General features: G+C 62.7%; 21 protein-coding genes. 3 read left to right on the top strand and 18 right to left on the bottom strand.

What is annotated here, in order from left to right; genetic code table 11:
• On the bottom strand, positions 1 to 1,275 hold the full coding sequence (locus SR908_RS15485; RefSeq protein WP_097023277.1) for a DEAD/DEAH box helicase: 1,275 nt from the start codon (positions 1,273 to 1,275) through the stop codon (positions 1 to 3).
• A gap of 230 nt (positions 1,276 to 1,505) precedes the next feature.
• On the opposite strand from SR908_RS15485, the gene SR908_RS15480 reads away from it, so the two are divergent.
• Together SR908_RS15480 and xthA are read left to right on the top strand one after the other, a co-directional pair.
• Entirely contained in the window at positions 1,506 to 1,754 is a 249-nt protein-coding gene (locus SR908_RS15480) for a hypothetical protein (RefSeq protein WP_097023276.1), read from the top strand.
• Positions 1,754 to 2,569 (top strand): exodeoxyribonuclease III, encoded by an 816-nt coding sequence (gene xthA / locus SR908_RS15475; protein ID WP_246921100.1) that lies wholly within the window; start codon positions 1,754 to 1,756, stop codon positions 2,567 to 2,569. The genes SR908_RS15480 and xthA overlap by 1 nt, the downstream gene beginning before the upstream one ends.
• Before the next feature lie 29 nt (positions 2,570 to 2,598).
• Here the strand turns inward: xthA and SR908_RS15470 are convergent, their stop codons facing one another.
• The 8 genes from SR908_RS15470 to SR908_RS15435 form a co-directional block, all read right to left on the bottom strand.
• Complete coding sequence (locus SR908_RS15470) at positions 2,599 to 3,867, bottom strand: tetratricopeptide repeat protein (protein WP_246921102.1); 1,269 nt, start codon at positions 3,865 to 3,867, stop codon at positions 2,599 to 2,601.
• Between the two features lie 3 nt (positions 3,868 to 3,870).
• The gene (locus tag SR908_RS15465) at positions 3,871 to 4,671 is read right to left on the bottom strand and encodes an energy transducer TonB (RefSeq protein ID WP_246921104.1); all 801 of its coding nucleotides are present in this window, start codon (positions 4,669 to 4,671) and stop codon (positions 3,871 to 3,873) included.
• Entirely contained in the window at positions 4,668 to 5,078 is a 411-nt protein-coding gene (locus tag SR908_RS15460; RefSeq protein ID WP_246921106.1) for an ExbD/TolR family protein, read from the bottom strand. Before SR908_RS15460 ends, SR908_RS15465 begins: the two co-directional genes overlap by 4 nt.
• On the bottom strand, positions 5,071 to 5,604 hold the full coding sequence (locus SR908_RS15455) for a MotA/TolQ/ExbB proton channel family protein (RefSeq protein WP_246921107.1): 534 nt from the start codon (positions 5,602 to 5,604) through the stop codon (positions 5,071 to 5,073). The genes SR908_RS15460 and SR908_RS15455 overlap by 8 nt, the downstream gene beginning before the upstream one ends.
• Complete coding sequence (locus SR908_RS15450) at positions 5,588 to 7,012, bottom strand: MotA/TolQ/ExbB proton channel family protein (protein WP_246921109.1); 1,425 nt, start codon at positions 7,010 to 7,012, stop codon at positions 5,588 to 5,590. Before SR908_RS15450 ends, SR908_RS15455 begins: the two co-directional genes overlap by 17 nt.
• Positions 7,009 to 7,785, bottom strand: coding sequence for a DUF3450 domain-containing protein (locus SR908_RS15445; protein WP_281504802.1), 777 nt, complete (start codon positions 7,783 to 7,785; stop codon positions 7,009 to 7,011). Before SR908_RS15445 ends, SR908_RS15450 begins: the two co-directional genes overlap by 4 nt.
• Positions 7,786 to 8,029: 244 nt before the next feature.
• Complete coding sequence (locus tag SR908_RS15440) at positions 8,030 to 8,956, bottom strand: electron transfer flavoprotein subunit alpha/FixB family protein (RefSeq protein WP_246921115.1); 927 nt, start codon at positions 8,954 to 8,956, stop codon at positions 8,030 to 8,032.
• Positions 8,953 to 9,705, bottom strand: coding sequence for an electron transfer flavoprotein subunit beta/FixA family protein (locus SR908_RS15435; RefSeq protein WP_246921118.1), 753 nt, complete (start codon positions 9,703 to 9,705; stop codon positions 8,953 to 8,955). The genes SR908_RS15440 and SR908_RS15435 overlap by 4 nt, the downstream gene beginning before the upstream one ends.
• Positions 9,706 to 10,086: 381 nt before the next feature.
• On the opposite strand from SR908_RS15435, the gene SR908_RS15430 reads away from it, so the two are divergent.
• Entirely contained in the window at positions 10,087 to 11,727 is a 1,641-nt protein-coding gene (locus SR908_RS15430; protein WP_246921438.1) for an electron transfer flavoprotein-ubiquinone oxidoreductase, read from the top strand.
• Positions 11,728 to 11,779: 52 nt separating this feature from the next.
• Here SR908_RS15430 and SR908_RS15425 read toward each other — a convergent pair whose 3' ends face one another.
• The 9 genes from SR908_RS15425 to fabF all read right to left on the bottom strand — a co-directional run bounded on the left by SR908_RS15425 (position 11,780) and on the right by fabF (position 20,539).
• Positions 11,780 to 13,975, bottom strand: coding sequence for an ATP-dependent helicase (locus tag SR908_RS15425; protein ID WP_246921121.1), 2,196 nt, complete (start codon positions 13,973 to 13,975; stop codon positions 11,780 to 11,782).
• On the bottom strand, positions 13,972 to 14,526 hold the full coding sequence (locus SR908_RS15420; RefSeq protein ID WP_246921124.1) for a DUF1285 domain-containing protein: 555 nt from the start codon (positions 14,524 to 14,526) through the stop codon (positions 13,972 to 13,974). The genes SR908_RS15425 and SR908_RS15420 overlap by 4 nt, the downstream gene beginning before the upstream one ends.
• Before the next feature lie 22 nt (positions 14,527 to 14,548).
• Positions 14,549 to 15,376 carry a TatD family hydrolase gene (locus SR908_RS15415; RefSeq protein WP_246921128.1) on the bottom strand — a complete coding sequence of 276 codons (828 nt, stop codon included), beginning with the start codon at positions 15,374 to 15,376 and terminating at the stop codon, positions 14,549 to 14,551.
• 66 nt (positions 15,377 to 15,442) lie between these two features.
• A complete protein-coding gene (locus tag SR908_RS15410) occupies positions 15,443 to 15,772 on the bottom strand; it encodes a PilZ domain-containing protein (RefSeq protein WP_040243652.1) in 330 nt (109 codons plus the stop codon).
• A gap of 72 nt (positions 15,773 to 15,844) precedes the next feature.
• Entirely contained in the window at positions 15,845 to 16,822 is a 978-nt protein-coding gene (locus tag SR908_RS15405; protein ID WP_040243654.1) for a DNA polymerase III subunit delta', read from the bottom strand.
• Positions 16,813 to 17,451: a dTMP kinase gene (gene tmk / locus SR908_RS15400; protein ID WP_040243656.1), complete on the bottom strand. Its 639-nt coding sequence runs from the start codon at positions 17,449 to 17,451 to the stop codon at positions 16,813 to 16,815. The genes SR908_RS15405 and tmk overlap by 10 nt, the downstream gene beginning before the upstream one ends.
• An 18-nt stretch (positions 17,452 to 17,469) precedes the next feature.
• A complete protein-coding gene (gene mltG / locus SR908_RS15395) occupies positions 17,470 to 18,471 on the bottom strand; it encodes an endolytic transglycosylase MltG (RefSeq protein ID WP_246921131.1) in 1,002 nt (333 codons plus the stop codon).
• A gap of 14 nt (positions 18,472 to 18,485) precedes the next feature.
• On the bottom strand, positions 18,486 to 19,301 hold the full coding sequence (gene pabC, locus SR908_RS15390) for an aminodeoxychorismate lyase (protein WP_246921134.1): 816 nt from the start codon (positions 19,299 to 19,301) through the stop codon (positions 18,486 to 18,488).
• A 5-nt stretch (positions 19,302 to 19,306) separates the two neighbouring features.
• The gene (gene fabF / locus SR908_RS15385) at positions 19,307 to 20,539 is read right to left on the bottom strand and encodes a beta-ketoacyl-ACP synthase II (protein WP_246921138.1); all 1,233 of its coding nucleotides are present in this window, start codon (positions 20,537 to 20,539) and stop codon (positions 19,307 to 19,309) included.
• Positions 20,540 to 20,602: the final 63 nt, after the last annotated feature.

Below are 20,602 nucleotides of genomic sequence, written 5' to 3'. Positions count from 1 at the left end.
TCAGAGCAACCCTTCGGGAGGATGCTGACAGGGCAGCTTGGCGTCGATGTAGGATTCGATTCCCGGCAGTGCAAAAGCATCTTCTTCGCCGACAAAACTGATCGACACACCCTCGGCACCGGCACGGCCCGTGCGGCCAATACGGTGGACGTAATCTTCGGGGTCTTCCGGCAAGGTATAGTTCACGACATGGCTGACATCATCGATATGAATGCCACGTCCTGCCACGTCAGTGGCAACCAGCACATCCACCTCGCCGTTGCGGAAGCGGTCGAGAGTGTCGATACGCGCTTTTTGCGGCACATCACCGGAAAGCATCGCCACATTGATACCAGCGTCACGCAAGGACGAGTCGAGGTTACGCACCAGATCACGGCGGTTACCGAACACGATCACGCGTTCCATGCTCTCCTGGTTGAGCAGGTTGATCAGCAAGCGCTGCTTGTCGCTGTCCCCCACCAGATAGACACGCTGGTCGATGTTGGCGGCATTCTCGAGGCTGGCCTCGATCTCGACGTGCGTGGCGTCATGCGTCCACTGGCGGGCCAAGTTGAGAATGTCCGGACTGAACGTCGCCGAGAACAGGAAGGTCTGGCGCTCTTCGGCCTTGGGCGTATGCTGGATGATGCGCTTGACGTCGGGGATGAAGCCCATCGACAGCATGCGATCCGCTTCGTCGAGGACCAGCACCTCGGTTTGCGTCAAGTCGACATCGCGTTTCTCGTGGAAGTCGAGCAGGCGCCCCGGGGTAGCGACCAGCACATCGATCTTGCGCGACAACTGATCGCGCTGCTTCTGATAGTCCATGCCACCGACGACGCTAGCCACGTTGAGCGACGTAAAGCGCGCCAGTGCCTTGGCATCTTTCTCGATCTGCAGCGCCAGTTCACGCGTCGGCGCAATGATCAACGCACGCGGCGCACCGGGCTTCTGACCGTCGGGGGCCTTCTCTTCCAGGAAATACGCCAGAATCGAGATCAGGAAAGCGGCGGTCTTGCCGGTACCCGTCTGCGCCTTGCCGACCACATCGCCGCCAAGCAGCGTATGCGTCAAGGCTTCCGCCTGGATCGGCGTGCAGTATTCGAATCCCAGGGCGTGAATCGCACGCATCAGCGGCACGGGAAGATCGAAATCGTGAAAACGCCACTTGCCCGCCACCGGCGTCACCTGGAACTGTTTGACGTCCCACTGGGACTGCGACCGGCGCGGCTTGCGACGCCGACGCTTGGGCTTGCGGTTCTGGGCCGGTGCTGGGGTTTTATCCGACTCACTCATAGGCTTCTATGTCTGTCCATATTCGTACGCAAATGCATGAATCCAGCGCGCTTGTCCGCCTTTCCGGAGCGCGCCACGGCCATCGCGACAGCCAAGCTGGATCACGACGCAAGCGAGCATTGTATCAGTCATTGCCGAGCATCGCGCGGGCATCGCGCTCAAGCACGGATGTCGCCCGGCAACGCGACTGGTAGAATGGCCCTCAAGTCAATACGACACAGGGTCACGACATGACACGCAGCAAAAAAACGCGCTCGATCGCTAACAAAGTGACGATTCGCACCGGGCGTCGCAAGGACTTCCGTAAATGGCGCCACGACAACCCCGATCAGGTCAAATCGTCGCCGCGCTATGTGCAGAAGAAACGTCAGCAACGCAAACTGCAGGCCGCTCGTCGCCTGGCACGCCAACAGCAGGCGCCGACCCTCGACGTGCATGGCACGCCGACACGCGACGACGATTCGCGGGGTGATCGCTGATGCGCTTGGTCTCCTTCAACATCAACGGGATCCGTGCCCGCCTCCACCAATTGGAGGCTCTCATCGAGGTGCATCGTCCCGATATCATCGGTCTCCAGGAAACCAAGGTGCAGGACAGCGAGTTCCCGCGCGAGGCCGTCGAGGCGCTCGGCTATCACGTCGCTTTTCACGGCCAGAAAGGCCATTACGGCGTCGCGTTACTCACCCGACAGCCCCCCGAGGCCGTGCATTATGGCCTGCCCGACGATGGCGAAGAAGCCCAGCGACGCTTGATCGGCGTCCGCGTCAGCTGTGACGACGGCGAGACCATGACCGTGTACAACGGTTACTTCCCGCAGGGTGAAAATATCGAGCACCCCACCAAGTTTCCCAACAAACGCGATTTCTATGCCCGGCTCACGGCATTGCTGCAAGAGCGGCATACGCCCAGCGAACGGCTCGCGGTCATGGGCGACTTCAATATTTCGCCCGCCGATATCGACATCGGCATCGGCGAGTCCAATCGCAAGCGCTGGCTGCGCGAAGGCAAGACCAGCTTCCAGCCCGTCGAGCGTGAATGGCTCACGCGCCTCGCCGACTGGGGGCTGAGCGATTGCTACCGCCTGCGCTATCCCGAGGTCGACGATCGCTTCAGCTGGTTCGATTACCGTTCGCGGGGCTTCGAGCGCGAGCCCAAGCGCGGCTTGCGCATCGACTACATCATGGTCACCCCCACGCTGTGCGAGCGGGTGGAAGACGCAGGCATCGATTACGAACTACGCGGTATCCAACGTCCTTCGGATCACGCCCCGGTATGGGCACAGTTGGCTTTGTAACACGTATCCACGCTCGTGGAAGGCGGGCGTCACGGCGTATCGGAGGGCGTCTGGGGCGTCGGCGCCTTCGGTGATGCGTCGACATCGGGCGCCTTCCCGGCATCCCCTTCGTCGAGCGATGCCAGCCAGGCTTCGGCCTGTGACGCACCGGCATCACGCGCCGCTTCGAACGCCTCACGCGCCGCCTCTTCATCCGACGACTCCAGTTGCGACACCCCTTCCAGCAACCAGGTTCGCGCGGGGTCAGCCCCCTGCTCACGGGCTTGGCGAAGCGCTTCTATCGCCGTCGACCACTCGCCCCAGCCGTAGGCCAGTTCGCCGAGCTGACGCCAATCAGCGGCGGCCTGGGTGTCTTCGGCCAGCGCGCGCCATGCCGACAACGCCTTCTGATGCGCGCGCGCCGACGTCCAGGCCTCGGCGAGAAGACGTCGATGCTCGCTATCGCGTGACAGCGTGCCCTTCTCGAATGCCGTTTCCAGATGCTCGGCAGCACGCGCCGGGGTCCCGCCAGCCAGATGAAGCCGAATCAGACGCTCGAGATCGTCCTCGCCCGCCAGCGCGCCTCGCCGCCAGCCGGCCTCCCATAACGCCGCTGCCAATCCGGGCTGCTGCATGCGCTGCGCCAACGCCGCGGCACGCCGCCATGCCTGAGGGTCGTCACTCTCACTTTGCAACTGATCGTCTAGCAACGCCAGTGCCGCGTCATAACGCTCGGCGTGCTGATAAACGCTCGCCGCCAAGCGACGTCTGTCAGCATCCATATCGCCGGCACGACGTGCGCGATCGACCCACTGCGCCGCTTGCGTCCACTGTTTCTGCGTCGCCTGGGCTTGCACCATCAACCACAAGCCATCGCGATCATCCGGGTGGTCCTCGAGCCATCTTTCCAGCAGCTGAGCCCCCTGCGAGGTCTGCCCCGCGCGCAGCCGCAAGCGGGCCTCTTGATTGAGCCAACGCTGGCGCGAATCGGCATCGACGCTGTCGATACGGCGCGCCTGGCGAAAAAGATCCGCCGCCTCGGCGTCCCGGCCCTGGCGCGCCTCACCAGTCGCCGCCAGTTGCAGAAACAAGGCACGCGCCCAGCGATCAGCCCGATTACCGCCCTGTAGGCGCTCAGCGGCCGACTTGGCATCATCGATGGCGCTCTCGCTGGCGTTATCCTGCATGCGCTGCTGCAGCGACTCCAGCGCCTGCACCATGTCCGGCGCCAAGGCCGGCCCGGCGGCGTTTACGCCCGTGCTAGCCATTCCCAGGCTCAGACACAGCGTCGCTACATATCCCCACTGACGCCACTGCATGCGTTACCTCTTGAGACGAAATTCTAGCCGCTGACGCGCTTCACGCGGCTGATCGCTTTGCGGAAACCGCCAATCGGCGACAGCCTTGAGCGCCGCACGCTCGAACATGCTACGCGGATCGGCATCGGTGACGTGCAAGGAATCGCGATCGACCTGGCCATTGGGCATGATCGTGAAACTCACCTCCACGAACCCCTCGATACCACGCCGCTGCGCCCGCGACGGATATTCCGGCGGCACGCGCTCGGTCGGCTGCGGCGAGCCGACTTGTTCAGCGTCCTGCTCGCTCGTTTCACCGCTCGCCGAGGATTCGGTATCCGCGGTCTCACCGCTGTCGCCTTGCGACGCCGCATCCGAAGGTGACGTTTCTTGTGCAGGCTCAGGGTCGGGCTGCGGGTCAGGCTGCGGCTCGGGATCGGGTTCCGGTTCGGGCGCCGGTTCGGGTTCGGGCTCAGGTGTGGGCTCGACTTCTTCGAGCTCGGGCAACGATTCCTCCGGCACCTCCGGCGAGGGCGGTGCCGACGCTTCCGGCTCGGGCAACGTCAGCGAACTGTCACTCTGGGCCGCGGGCACTGGTGAAGGCGGCGGAGGTGGTGGCGTTTGAGCCGGTGGTGTCGGGGCATCCGGTGCAGCCGCTGCCGGTGCCGACGCCTGTTGTGCCTCAGGCGCCTCGACGCGTGACACCGACATCGGCTGCTCGATCGGCTCACGATTATCTTCCGGTGGCGCCACCAGCAGGGCCAATAGGTAGAAAAGCCCCAACGCCATCAAGATGCCGCCTACAGCGCCTGCGATCGCTCTCATCCGTCGGCGCCCCGATCCGCCGCCACGGCGACGTTGTCAACGCCGGCATCACGAATGGCATCCATGACTTCAATGAGAAGCCCGGTGGTCGATTGGCGGTCAGCCTGGATCACGACACCGCCTTCGTCGCTCACCAGGCTGGCCACTTCATTGCCCACGCGATGCGCATCCACCGGCTGTCCATCGACCCACACGGCGTTCTCGGCGGTGATCGCCACCATGACTTGCGCTTCGGGACGCGCGGTCGCGGAAGATGACTCGGGACGGTCGATTTCCACGCCACTTTCCTTGATGAAACTGGTCGTCACGATGAAGAAAATCAACATGATGAAGACCACGTCCAGCATCGGCGTGAGATTGATTTCCTGGGCGTCGTCATTGACGTCCTGTAGTCGACGCCTACGCATTGGCATCCTCCACGGCACGTGCCATGCGGTCATGTAGCCGCTGATCCTCGCGCCGAATCACGTGTTCAAGACGGGTGGTAAACAAGAGCCCCACCACGGCGACTGCCATGCCGGTCAATGTCGGTAACGTCGCGCGGGCCACGCCATCGGCCATGGCCCGTGCCTGGTTGGCGTCGGTCAAGGAGAGGCTATCGAAGACCTGGATCATCCCGGTGACCGTCCCCAGCAACCCCAGCAGCGGGCACAACCCCACCAGCAGCTTGAGCCACGGCAAGGGGCGACGCAGTTGGCCGATGAGTTCCGACGTCCAGACCTCGCGCAGCGTCAACGCGCTCCAACTGGCGTGGTCGTGGCGCGCAACCCAGCGCGCCACCAGTGCCCGACGACGACGGCTATGCACGAACTGCCAATACAGGCCGCGCTCCAGTCCCATGGCGAAAAGCGCCATGGCAACCAGGGCAATCATCACCAGTACCGGACCACCGGCCTCGACCAGCCAGACGATGGGCTCAGCGAGCGTGGGCATCGGCCTGCGTCCTCGTATGACCGTGTGAGGCCTCGAGATGCTCGGCCAGCACGGCACTCGCCCGTCCCTCGAGCGTGCCGAGCAATTCGCGGCTGCGACTACTCAAGGCGGTATGCACGAATAGAAGCGGCACGGCGACGATCAGGCCCAGCACGGTGGTCACCAACGCCTGGCTGATCCCGCCGGCCATGAGTTGCGGATCACCGGTGCCGAACACGGTGATCGACTGGAAGGTGACGATCATCCCGGTCACCGTCCCTAGCAGTCCCAGCAAGGGCGCGACGGCCGCCATGAGTTTGACCAGGGGTTGGCCACGCTCGAGACGCGGCTTCTCTGCCAGCAGCGCTTCGTCGAGGCGTGCCTCCAACGCTTCCGGTGCGTGATCGTGACCCAGCGCCGCGAAGCGACCGAGCACCCGTCCCAGCGGGTTATCGTCGCGCAAGGTCTCGGGAGTGCGAAGCTGACGACGCAGACGCAGGCTGACCAACAGCAAATAAGCGTATTGCGCTAGTGCGACCAGCAAGCCCGCGATACCCAGCACGACAATGACATAGCCAACCGCGCCGCCTTGCTGAAAACGCTCCCACAGCGAGGGTTGCTGCGCCAGGGCATCGAGTACATTACCCTGAGTGGGATCAAGGACCACGCGCTCCCCTTCGCCATGCTGGAAGGCCTGCAGTGCATCGCTGGCATCCTCAGGCGTATGCGACACCACACGCAGTCCGGCCTCGTCTGCCTGGTTGCCAGTATCACGCGTCAGGAGCTTGCCATCGCTGAAGGCGAGAAAGTCGCCCAGGCGCACCGCCTCACGCTGCTCGACATTGCCTTCAGCATCGGCGATGGGCGCTTCGAAACGCACACCGCGCCCGGTTTCCGCGGTCAGCTCAGCGAACGTCCGCCCCAGGTTTCCCAGTGTCTGGGTATCGATGATGGCGTCGTCGTCGAGGCGTTCCGGCAGCGTCGTCCGCGTCCCCACGGTCAACCAGCCATCGCCCAACGCATCACGCAGTTCGCCGATTTGCCCTTGCGCCACATCGAATACGCCGTCGAGGTCGCCCGCTTCATCACGGCGCCGCTGATTGACCTCGTCGAGCGCTTCACGCTGGCGCGTTTGCGTTGCCTCCAGCTCGTCGCGCCGTTGACGCGCGTCATCGCGTTCGGCTTCCGCTTCTTCCACCGCGTCGCGCAGTGCAGTGCGGTCGTCCACCAGCGCGCTCAAGCGCTCCCGGTCTCTCGACTCGGCAGCCTCACTATCCGTACGCAGACTTTCTAGCATTTGCTCAAGCGAAGGGGAGGAATCGCCCTCCTGAGCCAAGGCTGAAGGCACGATGCTGGGCAGCGCCATCGTCAACACCAGCACCGGAGCCAGCGCCAACACCCGAGACCGCAGAGACTTCCATGTGCTCATGACGACTCCTCGTTATCGGCGGGAGAATTCGCGTCATCGGCCGATTGGGTCTCTACCGCTACCGAGACCGGGAGATCGAGCAATGCCGGGGCCCGCTGATCGCGCGCAATACGCAGCCCCTTGCGCAGTTCATCGAGCGCGTCGCCCTCGAGGGATTGCCATTCCTCGGCATCGGCACGCCAGACACCACCGGCGCGGCCGTCCGGCGTGGCGTAATAAAGCCCAATACGCCCCACGCGGAGATAGTCGACCTGACGGTCGTCATCGCCCACCAACGGCCCTTGCCAGGCGTCCATCTCGCGGCCGTAGTCGAGCTCGGTGCGCCAGGCGGAGAGCACGCGATCGAGCTTGTCACCCGCACTCATTTCGCTGTCATCGAGCATCGCATCGAGACTCTCGACGCGCGCCAGGCGCTCCTCGCGCAAGAAAGGCAAGTCGGCTTCGATCAGGGTGCGCAATTGCGACACCATATCGCGCAGCTGTCCCGGCAAGGCCTCGCGCGTCACCGAGAGTTGATCGATGGCCTCACGCCGCTTCTCGATCAAAGCCTGCTGCGTCTGATTGCGGCGGGCAAGTTCGTCGTTATAGCGCTCGAGACGCGAGGCTTCGCGGCTGGCATCGCGCAAGCGCGTCAGTAATTCACGCGTTTCATCGTCGGCGGCGTCTATCTTGTCCTGCAACGCCGCCTGCTCTTGCTGCGCCTGAGCACTGGCGTCTCGCAATGACGCCTGCTGCGCCGAGGCCATTGCGGAAATACCCATCAATAACGCCATACCGGCGCAAGCCGCACGCCGGCATGTCCGTGTTCGGCTTCGCGTGTCGTTAGGCACCACGCTTTCTCCCGTTGCTTGATCGTGTCAGACGCCCATTAGCGCCGACGAAAGGACGGCTAGCACGCTAATACAAACAAGAACAATTATCAATCATGGACTATGAGAAAGAAAAACCGGCCACGTGAGCCGGTTTGACAATACATCGCGCGCCAAGCCAATCTGCAGGCCGCGTTTAGACTTCGACTTACAATTTGGACTCGAGTTCGGGAAGTACTTCGAACAGATCGCCCACCAGGCCGTAATCGGCGACCTGGAAGATCGGCGCTTCTTCATCCTTGTTGATCGCCACGATGACCTTGGCGTCCTTCATCCCCGCCAGGTGCTGAATGGCGCCACTGATCCCCACGGCGATGTACAGCTCCGGTGCGACGATCTTGCCGGTCTGCCCGACCTGCATATCGTTGGGAACGAAGCCCGCATCCACGGCCGCGCGTGAAGCGCCAATCGCCGCGCCCAGCTTGTCGGCGATACCGTCGAGCAGCTTGAAGTTCTCACCGTTGCCCATGCCGCGACCGCCGGAGACGACCACGCGGGCACTGCCCAGTTCAGGCCGATCGCTACTCGCCAGTTCCTCACTGACGAACTGCGATAGGGTGTTTTCGACCGTGGCGTTGACCGACTCGACCTCGGCGCTCCCCGTCGCGTCGACGGCATCGAAGGCCGTGGTACGCACGGTGATGACCTTGAGAGCATCGCTCGACTGCACGGTGGCAATCGCGTTGCCCGCATAGATCGGGCGCAGGAAGGTATCGGGGCTTTCCACACCGATCACTTCCGACAGTGCGGCCACGTCCTTGAGGGCGGCGACGCGCGGCATCACGTTCTTGCCTTGGGTGGAGGCAGCGGCCAGCACATGGCTGTAGTCGTCGGCGAGCCCGGCGATGAGCTCGGCCAGCGGTTCGGCAAGCTGGTGGGCATAGACGCCGTCGTCGGCGACCCTTACCTTGCTGACACCGGCCAGTTTGGCGGCCGACTCGGCAACGCCCGCGACGCTCTCGCCCGCCACCAGGATCTCGATGTCTCCACCGATGGCCTGAGCCGCGGCAACCACGTGGGCGGTGCTTTCCGCCAGTTGGCCGTTATGATGTTCGGCGATAACCAGAATGCTCATGCGATCACCTTGGCTTCGTTCTTGAGTTTGTCGACGAGTTCATCCACGGAGGCCACCTTGGCGCCGCCCTGGCGTTCCGCCGGCGATTCCACCTTGAGCACACTCAGGCTGGACGCCACGGCAATCCCCATATCCTCGGGGCTCTTGACGTCGATGGGCTTCTTCTTGGCCTTCATGATATCGGGCAGCTTGGCATAGCGCGGCTCGTTGAGGCGCAGGTCGGTGGTAATCACCGCCGGCAGCTTGAGCGCGACGGTCTGCAGGCCGCCGTCGATTTCACGGGTTACGCGGACCTCCTCGCCCTCGACCTGTACCTCAGAGGCGAACGTACCCTGCCCCATGCCTGCCAAGGCGGCCAGCATCTGGCCGGTCTGATTGTTATCGGTGTCGATGGATTGCTTGCCGAGAATCGTCAGACCCGGCTGCTCGTCCTCGACGACCTGCTTGAGAAGCTTCGCGGCGGTCAGCGACTCGACCTTGTCATCGGTCTCGACGTGGATCGCGCGATCGGCACCTAGCGCCAGAGCGGTACGCAGCTGCTCCTGCGCAGCCTTGGGACCGATGGTAACGGCCACCACCTCGCTGGCCACCCCTTTTTCCTTGAGGCGCACCGCTTCTTCCACGGCGATCTCGCAGAAAGGATTCATGGCCATCTTGACGTTGGTGAGATCGACGTCGGAGTGATCCGGCTTGACCCGGATCTTGACGTTATAATCGATGACGCGTTTGACCGCGACGAGTACTTTCATGGTGTCCTCGCTTGGTTAGAACCGGCAGGCATGCCCTTAGAATAAATTCATTCAAGCGTTTGATAGGGGGCGTGTCCCGAAAAAATGTCGCCCGTTAAACACTCGGCGACCCTTTATAATATTGCGTGATCTCGTCCAATGCGGTCAAACCCTGAAGCGCCGTCATGGCCGCGTCGGACGACAAACCACACGGAAAATGACATCATACGGGCCGGCCGCCCCATGTGGAATCAAACGGCCGTTTAAAATACAATCCTTAGAATACAACCAAGAAAAACGCGACTTGTCCATGCACCATTGCTCGAAAGACACTGTGCATGCTCGGGCGCGTCGATCGCCCAACGCGAAGATGGAGGAGATCAAGCCGTGGAACGCGAATACATGGATTTCGACGTCGTCATCGTCGGCGCCGGCCCATCCGGGCTATCGGCGGCATGTCGCCTGATGCAGCAGGCCCACGAGGCCCAGCGCGAACTCAGCGTCTGCGTGGTCGAAAAAGGCTCCGAAGTGGGCGCGCATATTCTGTCCGGCGCCGTGCTCGAAACACGCGCCCTTCGCGAACTATTCCCCGACTGGGAATCGCGTGGTGCGCCGTTGACCACCCCCGTGATCAGCGATGACCTCTACCTGCTCAAGGACGCCGAAAGCGCCCAGAAATTACCCAATGCCCTGGTGCCCAAGAGCATGCACAACACCGGCGGCGCGCATGACAACTACGTCATCAGCGCCGGTAACCTGTGTCGCTGGCTGGCCGAGCAGGCCGAAGAACTCGGCGTGGAAATTTTCCCCGGCTTCGCCGCCCAGGAAAGCCTGCATGATGACGATGGCACGGTACGCGGCATCCTCGTCGGCGACATGGGCGTGGCCGCCGATGGCAGCGAAAAACCCGGCCACATGCCGGGCATGGAACTGCGCGCCAAGTACACGTTGTTCGCCGAGGGCGCACGCGGGCATCTCGGCAAGCGGCTGATCGAGCGCTTCGACCTCGACGAAGGCTGCGATCCACAACACTATGCGCTGGGTTTCAAGGAGCTCTGGGACGTGCCCGCCGATCAGCACGAACCCGGACGCGTCTTGCATGGCTCGGGCTGGCCGTTGCCCAGCGACACCCATGGCGGCTGGTTTCTCTACCATGCCGAGAATCAGCAGGTCGTGGTGGGCTTGATCGTCGATCTTTCCTACAACAACCCGTACCTCTCGCCCTTCGATGAATTTCAGCGCATGAAGCACCACCCGGTGCTCAAGCAACATCTCGAAGGCGGCTCCCGCGTTTCCTACGGGGCGCGCGCCATCACCAAGGGCGGTGCCAATAGCCTGCCCCGCATGACCTTTCCCGGTGGTTTGTTGATCGGCTGCGATGCCGGCACCCTCAACTTCGCCAAGATCAAGGGCATCCACATGGCGATGAAATCCGGCCTGGTCGCGGCAGAGGCCGTTTTCGAGGCTTTCGTCGCGGGTGACGAAGGCGGCGCAGAGCTGACCGCGTTCACCTCGAAATGGAAAAATAGCTGGGGCTGGGAGGAATTGACCGAAAGCCGCAGCTTCGGGCCGGCGATTCACAAATACGGCACCGTCAAAGGTGGCGCCTACAACTTCCTGGACCAACTGCTGGGCGGCAAACTACCCACCGTGCACGACACCACCTCCGATCATGCGCGCATGCGCCATGCCAACGAGGTGACACCCATCGACTATCCCAAGCCGGATGGCAAGCTATCGTTCGACAAGTTTTCATCGGTGTTCCTCTCCAATACCAACCATGAAGAGGATCAACCGAGTCACTTGCGGCTCACCGATCCCGAGATCCCGGTACGCGTCAATTTGCCGGAATACGCCGAGCCCGCGCAACGCTACTGCCCCGCAGGGGTTTACGAAATAGTCGAAGAAGACGGCGAACCCAAGTTCCAGATCAACTTCCAGAACTGCGTGCACTGCAAGACCTGCGACATCAAGGACCCGTCCCAGAACATTACCTGGGTGGCGCCGGAAGGCGGTGGCGGTCCCAACTACCCCAACATGTAGTCATGCCCAGGGTGTCCTCGCCAACGCGTGGGGGCATCTAAGCGGCCCTACCTCAGCTCGGCACCGCTGGTTCCGCCACATGCTCAAGCGGCGCGCGCGCGGCGATCAACCGCCGGCGCCCCGCCTGGGTGAAGCGCACCTCGATGACTGGATTGGCGGGATCGCCCTCGAGCACCACGATCTCGCCATCGCCGAAGACCTCATGCCGCACCCATTCCCCCACCGCCCATGTCGCAGGCGCTGATTCAGCAACCGGCTCTGACGCGCGAGTGACAGCCAGATTCAACCCGCAACGTTCGAGATAACGCCCGACCACCTCCGGAGCACGCACCGCCAGCGTGTCGGGCGGTGTCTCACCGAGCGCGGCGGCGGCGCGATGGCAGTCGTCCCAGGCGGTCTCGTCGAGGAAGCGACTGGGACGATGATCGCCGCCATCGTGCAGGACCAGCAAACGCTCGCGCGCCCGCGTGATCGCTACGTAGTACAGACGACGCTCCTCCTCCAGGCGCTCGGCGTCCAGAGGCGTTTCACGCGTGTAGTGTGGAAAGTCTTCCTCATTGACACCCCACAGCGCGACCATCGGCCATTCGAGCCCCTTGGCGCCATGCACTGTGGTCACCAATACGCCATCCTCGCGCGCTTCCACCGGCTGACTGAGTAGCTCGATGAAGCCTTCGGGGTCGTTGGCCAGTTCACCGGCCTGTTCGATCAACACATCGAGCAGACGCACATCGTCCTCGGCTTTGGCGCGCCTCGAGGCGGCGCGCTTGAGGGCTTTGTCCGCCTCGGTGGCCTCGACGACATGTTCGAGCAGCTTGGCCGGCGGCCAATTCGACATGCGTGGCAGTTCGCATAGCAACTGCCAGCGACGCTTGAGGTTACGCCGCTGAAGGGGCTTCAACGCATTCAACAAAGGGTCGTGCCGCTCAGGCCATTGCTGGGTCTGGGCCAGCTGGTGCGCCAAGGCGGTCAGCGTCTCGCGAGGCACGAACACCGTCGGCTGCGACAACAGCAGGTTGAGCTGCTCAGGGTCCTGCAGGCGACGCCCATCACGCGCCAGGGCCAGATACCCCGCCAGCGCCTGCACCAGCGGCAGACGAAACACGAAGCGATCCTCACGCGCGAGCCGGAACGGGATGCCGGCACGCAACAGCTGCAACTGCACGGAGACGGACAACGCCCAACTGCGCACCAGCACGCAGGCCTCGCCCAAGGCTCGCCCGTCGCCGCGCCACTGCTGAAGGGCATCGAGCAGTGCACTGCTGCCTACCGCCACGTCAGCGCGGGTCGCCGGCGTCCCGGGCGCGGCCAGGCATAGCTGATCGGGACGCCGGCGATTGGCGCGAATGGCATGGTTGGCCGCCAACGCCAACACATGGCCATGGCGAAAGGTATACGACAGCGGATAATCGTGAGCGGTACCGAACAAGGCGGTAAAACGTTCGAACATCGCATCGGGGCGCGCACCGCGCCACTCGTAGATGCACTGATTGGCATCGCCCACCGCCATCACCTGGGCGGAAGACCCCGCAAGAATCGCCAATAAGCGCTGCTGCACCTCGTTGATGTCCTGATATTCGTCGACGATGACATGATCGAGAAACCCCTGCACGCGGGCGCGAGCCTCGGGCGTCGCTTCCAGGCAACGTAACGGTCGATAGAGAAGGTCGGCGTAGGTCATCAAGGCGTGATCTTCGAGCAACCCCTCGAAGACCGCATACGCTTCGCAGAAGTGCTGGGTAGCGTCGCCAAAATCCAAGCGTTCGTGGAGTACTTCAGGGGCGCACATCTCCGCCTTGACCAGCTCGCAGAACTGCGCCAGCGCCTCGAGACGATCAGACTCCAGCGCGGCGTGGCGCTGACTGTCGTCGGCGTGTTCCAGGCTCATCTGCACCGCCTGACGAAGCAGACGCTCGCGTTGCCAATCGGCAGCGATCAACTGACGCGATGACAGATACCCCCAGCGCGTCAGGGTCTGGGTCAAGCGATGACCGATGGAGTGAAAGGTTCGCACATCGGGAAGGCGCTGCCCCGCTGCCTCGTGGGTCAGCTTGTGGGTGAAGTCCTCGCGCGCGGCGCGATTGAACATCAGCACCAACATGCGTTGCGGAGGCACGCGATTGGCCAGCAGGTGCAAGACGCGCTGCACGAGTGTGGTGGTCTTGCCGGCACCGGCGACCGCCGACACGCGCGCATGCCCCTCTACATGCGCGACCACGGCGCGCTGCTCGGGTGTCGCCTCGCTCACTGGGTCTCCTCGGGCAACCAGCCGAGGGGCTGCCAGACGCCGTCGCTATACATCCCGAGCTCGCTGCCGTTGGGCGTCTCGTGCATCTCGGCGGTATCGATCAACCGGTAGTAGACATTGCGATTGAGCCGTGCGGACAGTCCGAAGCGAATGGCGACCTCGGGAACCGGATCGCCGGACGGCATGGCACTGACCACGAGGCGGCATTCCGTGCCCAAAGTGACGCTATCGCCGAGGTTGGTGGTCAACGTCCACACCCCGTCGCGACAATCGGCGTCGGCAATCAAAAACGGACGGTCCTCGACCTGGATACGCAGCTTTTCGACCGGCGTGACCAGGTAATAATCGCCATCCGCTTCCCGGCGCAGCAGACGCGACAGCAAACGTACCAAGCGTGCGCGCCCAATCGGCGTGCCCTCATGCCACCAGCGGCCATCGGCGGCAATGGTCAACGCCATGTCACCGCAGAAAGGCGGGTCCCAGGTATCAACCGGCGGCAACGCTGCCGTGGGGGATGCGTCGAGATGCGTCGTCAATGACTCTAGTGGCATGCTCGCTCCTCGCTGCTGGGCGTTACTGACCGCTCATCTGTGCCAATGCCTCGCGCACATCGTCGGGCGCCTCGGGCAGCGCGGCACGAAACAGCCGGTAGAAATTGGCACTTGTCTGCATCGCGACTTCGTCGACACTGATGCCCCGCTCGGCGGCGATACATTCCGCCACTTCCACGACCCATTGAGGCTCATTGGGCTTGCCACGATGCGGCACCGGAGCCAGATAAGGACTATCGGTCTCGATCAATAGCCGGTCAAGGGGCACGAGGCGCGCCAGTTCACGAACCGAGGTGGCGTTACGGAAGGTCACGATGCCGGAAAGCGAAACGTAGAAACCCAGTCTCACCGCTTCCCGTGCCATATCGAGATCTTCGGTGAAACAATGCAAGACGCCCCCCACCGCGGGATCGGTATGTTCACGAATCAACGCCAAGGTATCTTCCTTGGCATCACGGGTATGCACGATCACCGGCAATTCAAGTTCACGCGCGGCGCGCAGGTGGTGAGCGAAACGCTGACGCTGCACATCGTGAGCCACTTCATCGTAATGATAGTCCAACCCCGTCTCGCCTATCGCCACCGCGTCATGACGCTGGGCACAGTCGACGATAGCTTGTACGTCGGGCTCGCGCTCGACCCGATGCAGCGGGTGCACGCCGGCGGACAGTGACACGTCATCATGGGCGCGCGCGATATCGACCAGATTAGGCACGTCATCCAGCGTGACGGCAATCGCCAGGAAGTGACGCACGCCACGCTGGCGGGCGGCTTCCAGAGCGCTATCGAGCTTGCCGTCATGGGCAGTGAGGTCGAGTCGATCGAGGTGGCAGTGGGAATCAACGAACATGCGGTACCTAAAGAATCGAAAAGGTTGTGGCCCAGCCCATGGCATTAGGCACTCTTCAGACGAGGCCTAAAGGGTATAGCTGGGGCGTGTAGCGGTAACGCCTGCGAGCTGAGCTTCGATCAGCTCCCTTACACGCTGATCGGCATCGCTGAAATGCACGCCGATCCCCGGTACGCGTCGCCCGCCGACACCCGGCGGCGACAGCCAGGCAACCGTGCCCGAGACTGGCAGACGCTCGGCGTCTTCCGGCAAGGTGACCAACAGATACACCGCATCGCCGAGCGCATAACGCTCCTGCGTGGGAACGAAGATACCGCCCCGTTCCAGCCAGGGCATATAAGCTGCCTGCAGGGTCTGCGTATCGTGGAACGTCAGGGATAAGGCTTTTTGCGCCACGCCGGGTACTCCTCGGTCAGGGTGCACGTCTAGCTGCATGCACAATGTTGATGCCTCGCCAGCGTGGCGTGATCACGAGCGCAACAGCGACGCCCATCGCACCAGCCAGGCTTCCAGCACCAACTGTGCATTGGGATTGCCCCCGGCAGCGATCAAACGACGCTGTTCGCGCGCGTAGTCGAGCAGACGAAACCAATCGCGAACCCGCGCATTCTTGGCGGCCTGGCGATACAGCGGCAGAAGGTCCGGGTTGCGCACGTGCTGTGCTTCACCGGAGACACCCAGGCGAATCAAGTCTTCGAGCCAGACGATACCGTACCACAGCACGCGGTCCAACGACTGAGGATCGAGACGCGCCGCCTCGGCGACCGGCTCCGCGCCACGTACCAAGGCATCGAAGAGTTCACGCAACTCCTGGCGCAAGCCTCGCCCCTCGGCCAGCTCGACAGCAAACTGAGGCAAACCACCGGCCACGCGCAACCAGAAACGCGCTTGCTCGGGGTCTTCGAAACGTTCGTTCAGCCACTCCAGGGCGCTGTGTGGCTCGGGCACGCCCAAGCTCCAATGCTGACACCGCGAACGGATGGTCGGCAGCATGCGCGAGGGAATGTCTGCCAGGAGCACGAACAATGTCTTCGCACCCGGCTCTTCGAGACTCTTGAGGAGCGCGTTGGAGGCCGCTACGTTCATGGCTTCTGCGGGATGCAGACGAATCACGCGATAACCGCCTTGTTGCGCTGTCTGCGACACGAAGGCATTGACCTGCCGAATCGGATCGATGCGTATCTGGCGGCGCTTTTCAGCCGGGGTGATATCGAGCAGGTCGGGATGATATCCCGACGCCAGCATGTGACAGGCATGGCACTCGCCACAGGCGGTGTTACCCGGTGCATGGCACAGCGTGCGGGCTATCAGGGCATCGGCGAAATCGTGCTTGCCAACCCCATGCGGACCCGAGATCAATAGCGCATGCGCCAAACGGCCCGCGTCCTGTTGGCGAATCAGGCGCTGCCACAAGTCACGCTGCCAAGGCAGTGGCGTCACGACCATAATGCGCTTCTCGCTGCCAGATGATCGGCGATCGACGCCTGGACTGCATCCAGCTCTTGGTCGGCATCGATCACTGCGAACCGCGCCGGTGCCTGGGCGGCGCGGGCAAGATAACTGTCACGCACGGCAGTGAAGAAGTGCTGCCGTTCGCGCTCGAAACGGTCACGTGTGGTGCCACGATGTTCGACACGGTGTTGGGCGGCCTCGACCGGCATATCCAGTAACAGCGTCAGATCGGGTTGCAGATCATCCTGCACCAAGGCTTCGAGTGTCGCGATACGCGCCTCGTCCAACCCACGCCCGCCGCCCTGATAGGCAAAGGTCGCATCGGTAAAACGATCGCAGACGACCCACACACCCCGCGCCAATGCAGGGCGAATCTTGGCCGCCAGATGCTGGGCACGCGCCGCGAACATCAGCAGCAATTCGGCGGTCTCGTCGAGCGGTTCCTGCGGCGTGGGATCGAGCAGTAGCGCACGAATCGCCTCGGCCCGCGGGGTGCCGCCCGGCTCACGCGTACGCAGTACGTCGATACCGCGAGCGCTCAACCAGTCGCACACGAAATCCACGTTGGTGGATTTTCCCACCCCTTCGCCCCCCTCGAGGGTGATGAAACGTCCTGGCGTCATGGCGATGTGCTACCCCGCTCAGCGGTTGAGAATGTAACGACGTACCGCGGCATTGTGCTCGGCCAACGTACTGGAAAATTGATGCGAGCCGTCGCCCTGGGAGACGAAGTACAAGGCATCCCCGGGGGCCGGATCCACGGCGGCTTGCAACGCTCCCTTGCCCGGCATGGCAATCGGCGTCGGCGGTAGTCCGTCGATCACGTAGGTGTTATAGGGCGTCTCGCGACGCAGGTCGGCCCGCGTGATGTTGCCATCGTAGTCGTCTCCCATGCCATAAATCACCGTGGGATCGGTTTGCAGTCGCATGCCGCTTTCGAGGCGTCGCGTGAAGACGCCGGCGATCTGGCGTCGCTCTTCCGGAACGCCTGTCTCGCGTTCGATCAAAGAAGCCAGGATGAGGGCGTCGTAGGCGCTATCGATCGGCAGGTCGTCATGCCGCTGCGCCCAGACATCCGCCAGAATGGTCGCCATGCGTTGGTAAGCGCGACGCAATACCTCAAGGTCCGTCATTCCCTTGTGGTAGCGATACGTATCGGGAAAGAAACGCCCCTCAGGATATTCATCTTCGTGCCCCAAGGCCGCCATGACCTCTTCATCGCTCATGTCTCGAGTACGATGCTCGAGCTTGGCAGCGGCATCCAGTTCGCGGCGCATCTGCGCGAACGTCCACCCTTCAGGAATGGTAAAGCGATAGGACACGACATTGTCGCTGGAAAGTCGCGCCACCATGTCGTTGCCGCTCATTCCCGGGTCGAGTTCGAACTCGCCGGAACGCAATCCGTTGACCTTGTCGGGCGACAATTGCGCCAGGACGCGATACGGCCAGGTGGCATCGATGATGCCGCGCTCTTCGAGTTCGCCGATGACGCGCAAGAATCCCGCCCCACGCGGCACTTCGTAAATCGTCGTTTCATTGAGGGCCAGCGGGGCCGCCAGGCGGGATTGCCAATACTGATAGGCCCCCAACACTGCCACGCCAGCCAATATCGCAACCCCTATGAGAACCTTCACCACTCGCATGTCGATACCTTGTCTCACGCCTCATCGAAGACGTCATGAGGATAGCCCAGCAATGGATGGGCATGCTGTTGCAGATACCAATGCGCGGTATGTACCGGCCATCGATTCAGGCAGGTACCGTCGGCATCGTCCAACTGTTTCAGGGGCCAAACCCCCTGAACCGAATTGATGACCCAGGCTGCGTCGGCCTCCATCAACGCCTCGATTCCCACTCCGCGCGTGCGGATCGACAAGCGCTCGCGTAACGCCGCCAACAGCGTGCCTTCCACGCCACATGCAGCCAGGTCGGGAGTCTCGAGAATGCCGTGCCGCCTCCAGACCAGGTTCATGCTGGTCGCCTCGACGAGATTATCGTGCTGATCGCACAACACCCCTTCGGCAACATCGGGATCGCGCCACTCACGACGCGCCATGACGTTCTCGAGACGGTTGAGATGCTTGATGCCCGCCAATAAAGGCTGGTGACCCAAGCGCAGCCGACACAGGCGAACGCGTACGCCATCGCGCCAATACGTGGACTGCGGCATGAAAGGCATGAATCGCCAACGCAGGCGCGGCACGGGCGATTCAGGAGATGCGTACCCACGACCACCGCTGCCACGGGTCACGAGCAACTTGAGCACGCACAACCCGGCCCCCGCCTGCCCTGGCAAGCTCGCCAAGGTCTGCGTATCCGGCAATGGGATTTCCAACCGCTCGGCACCGCGTGCCAACCGCCGTAGATGCGCGTCCCACAATAAAGGCTGCCCATCACGCACGAGGACGGTCTCAAAGAGACCGTCCCCATAAGCGAAACCGCGATCGTCGAACGGCACTGCGTCGTCGGTCATGACGCCTAAACGCGACCGAAGATCAGTGACCCATTGGTACCGCCGAAACCGAAGGAGTTCGATAGGCTGTACACCACCGGCTTCTCACGCGCCTCGTTGGGCACGTAATCGAGCGTGCATCCCTCGTCGGGGTCTTCGAGGTTGATGGTCGGTGGCACCACGCTATCGCGAATGGCAAGCACGCTGAATATCGCCTCGACAGCGCCGGCGGCTCCCAGCAGATGACCGATCATCGACTTCGTGGAACTAACCGCTACGGACTTGGCCGCTTCGCCCATGACGCGCTCCACGGCCTGGCTCTCAGCGACATCGCCCGCTTGGGTCGAGGTCCCGTGTGCATTGATGTAATCCAACTGACCGGCATCGATAGCGGCGTCCTTGACGGCATTGCGCATCGCCATTTCCGCCCCACTGCCATTGGGTGCGGTCATATGGTAAGCATCGTCGCTCATGCCAAAGCCCAACAGCTCAGCATAGATGGGCGCGCCACGCTGTTTGGCATGCTCGTACTCCTCGAGCACCAGTACCCCGGCGCCATCGGAGAGTACGAAGCCATCTCGTTCGCGATCCCAAGGGCGGCTTGCTGCGGCAGGATCATCATTACGCGTGGACAACGCACGCGCCGACGAGAAACCACCCAGCCCCAACGGCGTGGTGGCCATTTCGGCTCCCCCACAGACCATGGCATCTGCATCGCCATAGGCGATGGTGCGAGCCGCGTAGCCAATATTGTGCGTCCCCGTGGTACAAGCCGTGGTAATGGCGATATTGGGGCCGCGAAAGCCATGCTGGATCGCCAGATTGCCGGAGATCATATTGATGATCGACCCGGGTACGAAAAACGGCGAGATCTTGCGCGGGCCACCGCGATTCAAGGCATTGTGGTTATGCTCGATCATCGGCAACCCCCCGATGCCCGAACCGATCGCCACACCGATGCGATCCGCGTTGTCTTCGTCGCTCTCCAGTCCGGCATCGGCGATGGCCTGACCCGCCGCCGCGATGCCGTACTGAATGAACAGATCCATCTTGCGCGCTTCCTTGGGATTCAGGTAAGGACTGATGTCGAAGTCCTTCACCGAACCGCCAAAACGCGTATTGAATCCCGTAGTATCGAAGTGGTCGATCGGTGCGATGCCGCTCTTGCCCGCCAGGATGTTGTCCCAGCTTTCCTTGACACTGTTACCGACCGGGGTGACCAGGCCCAATCCGGTTACCACGACCCTTTTACGAGGCATCAGCTCTCCTCCAGACTTGCGAGTTGGCACGGCAATGCCGTGTTTGGCGCGCATTATACCCGA

It is taken from the genome of Chromohalobacter canadensis, from assembly GCF_034479555.1.
GTDB lineage: Bacteria > Pseudomonadota > Gammaproteobacteria > Pseudomonadales > Halomonadaceae > Chromohalobacter > Chromohalobacter canadensis.
This window is presented reverse-complemented; position numbering and strand designations above follow the sequence as displayed.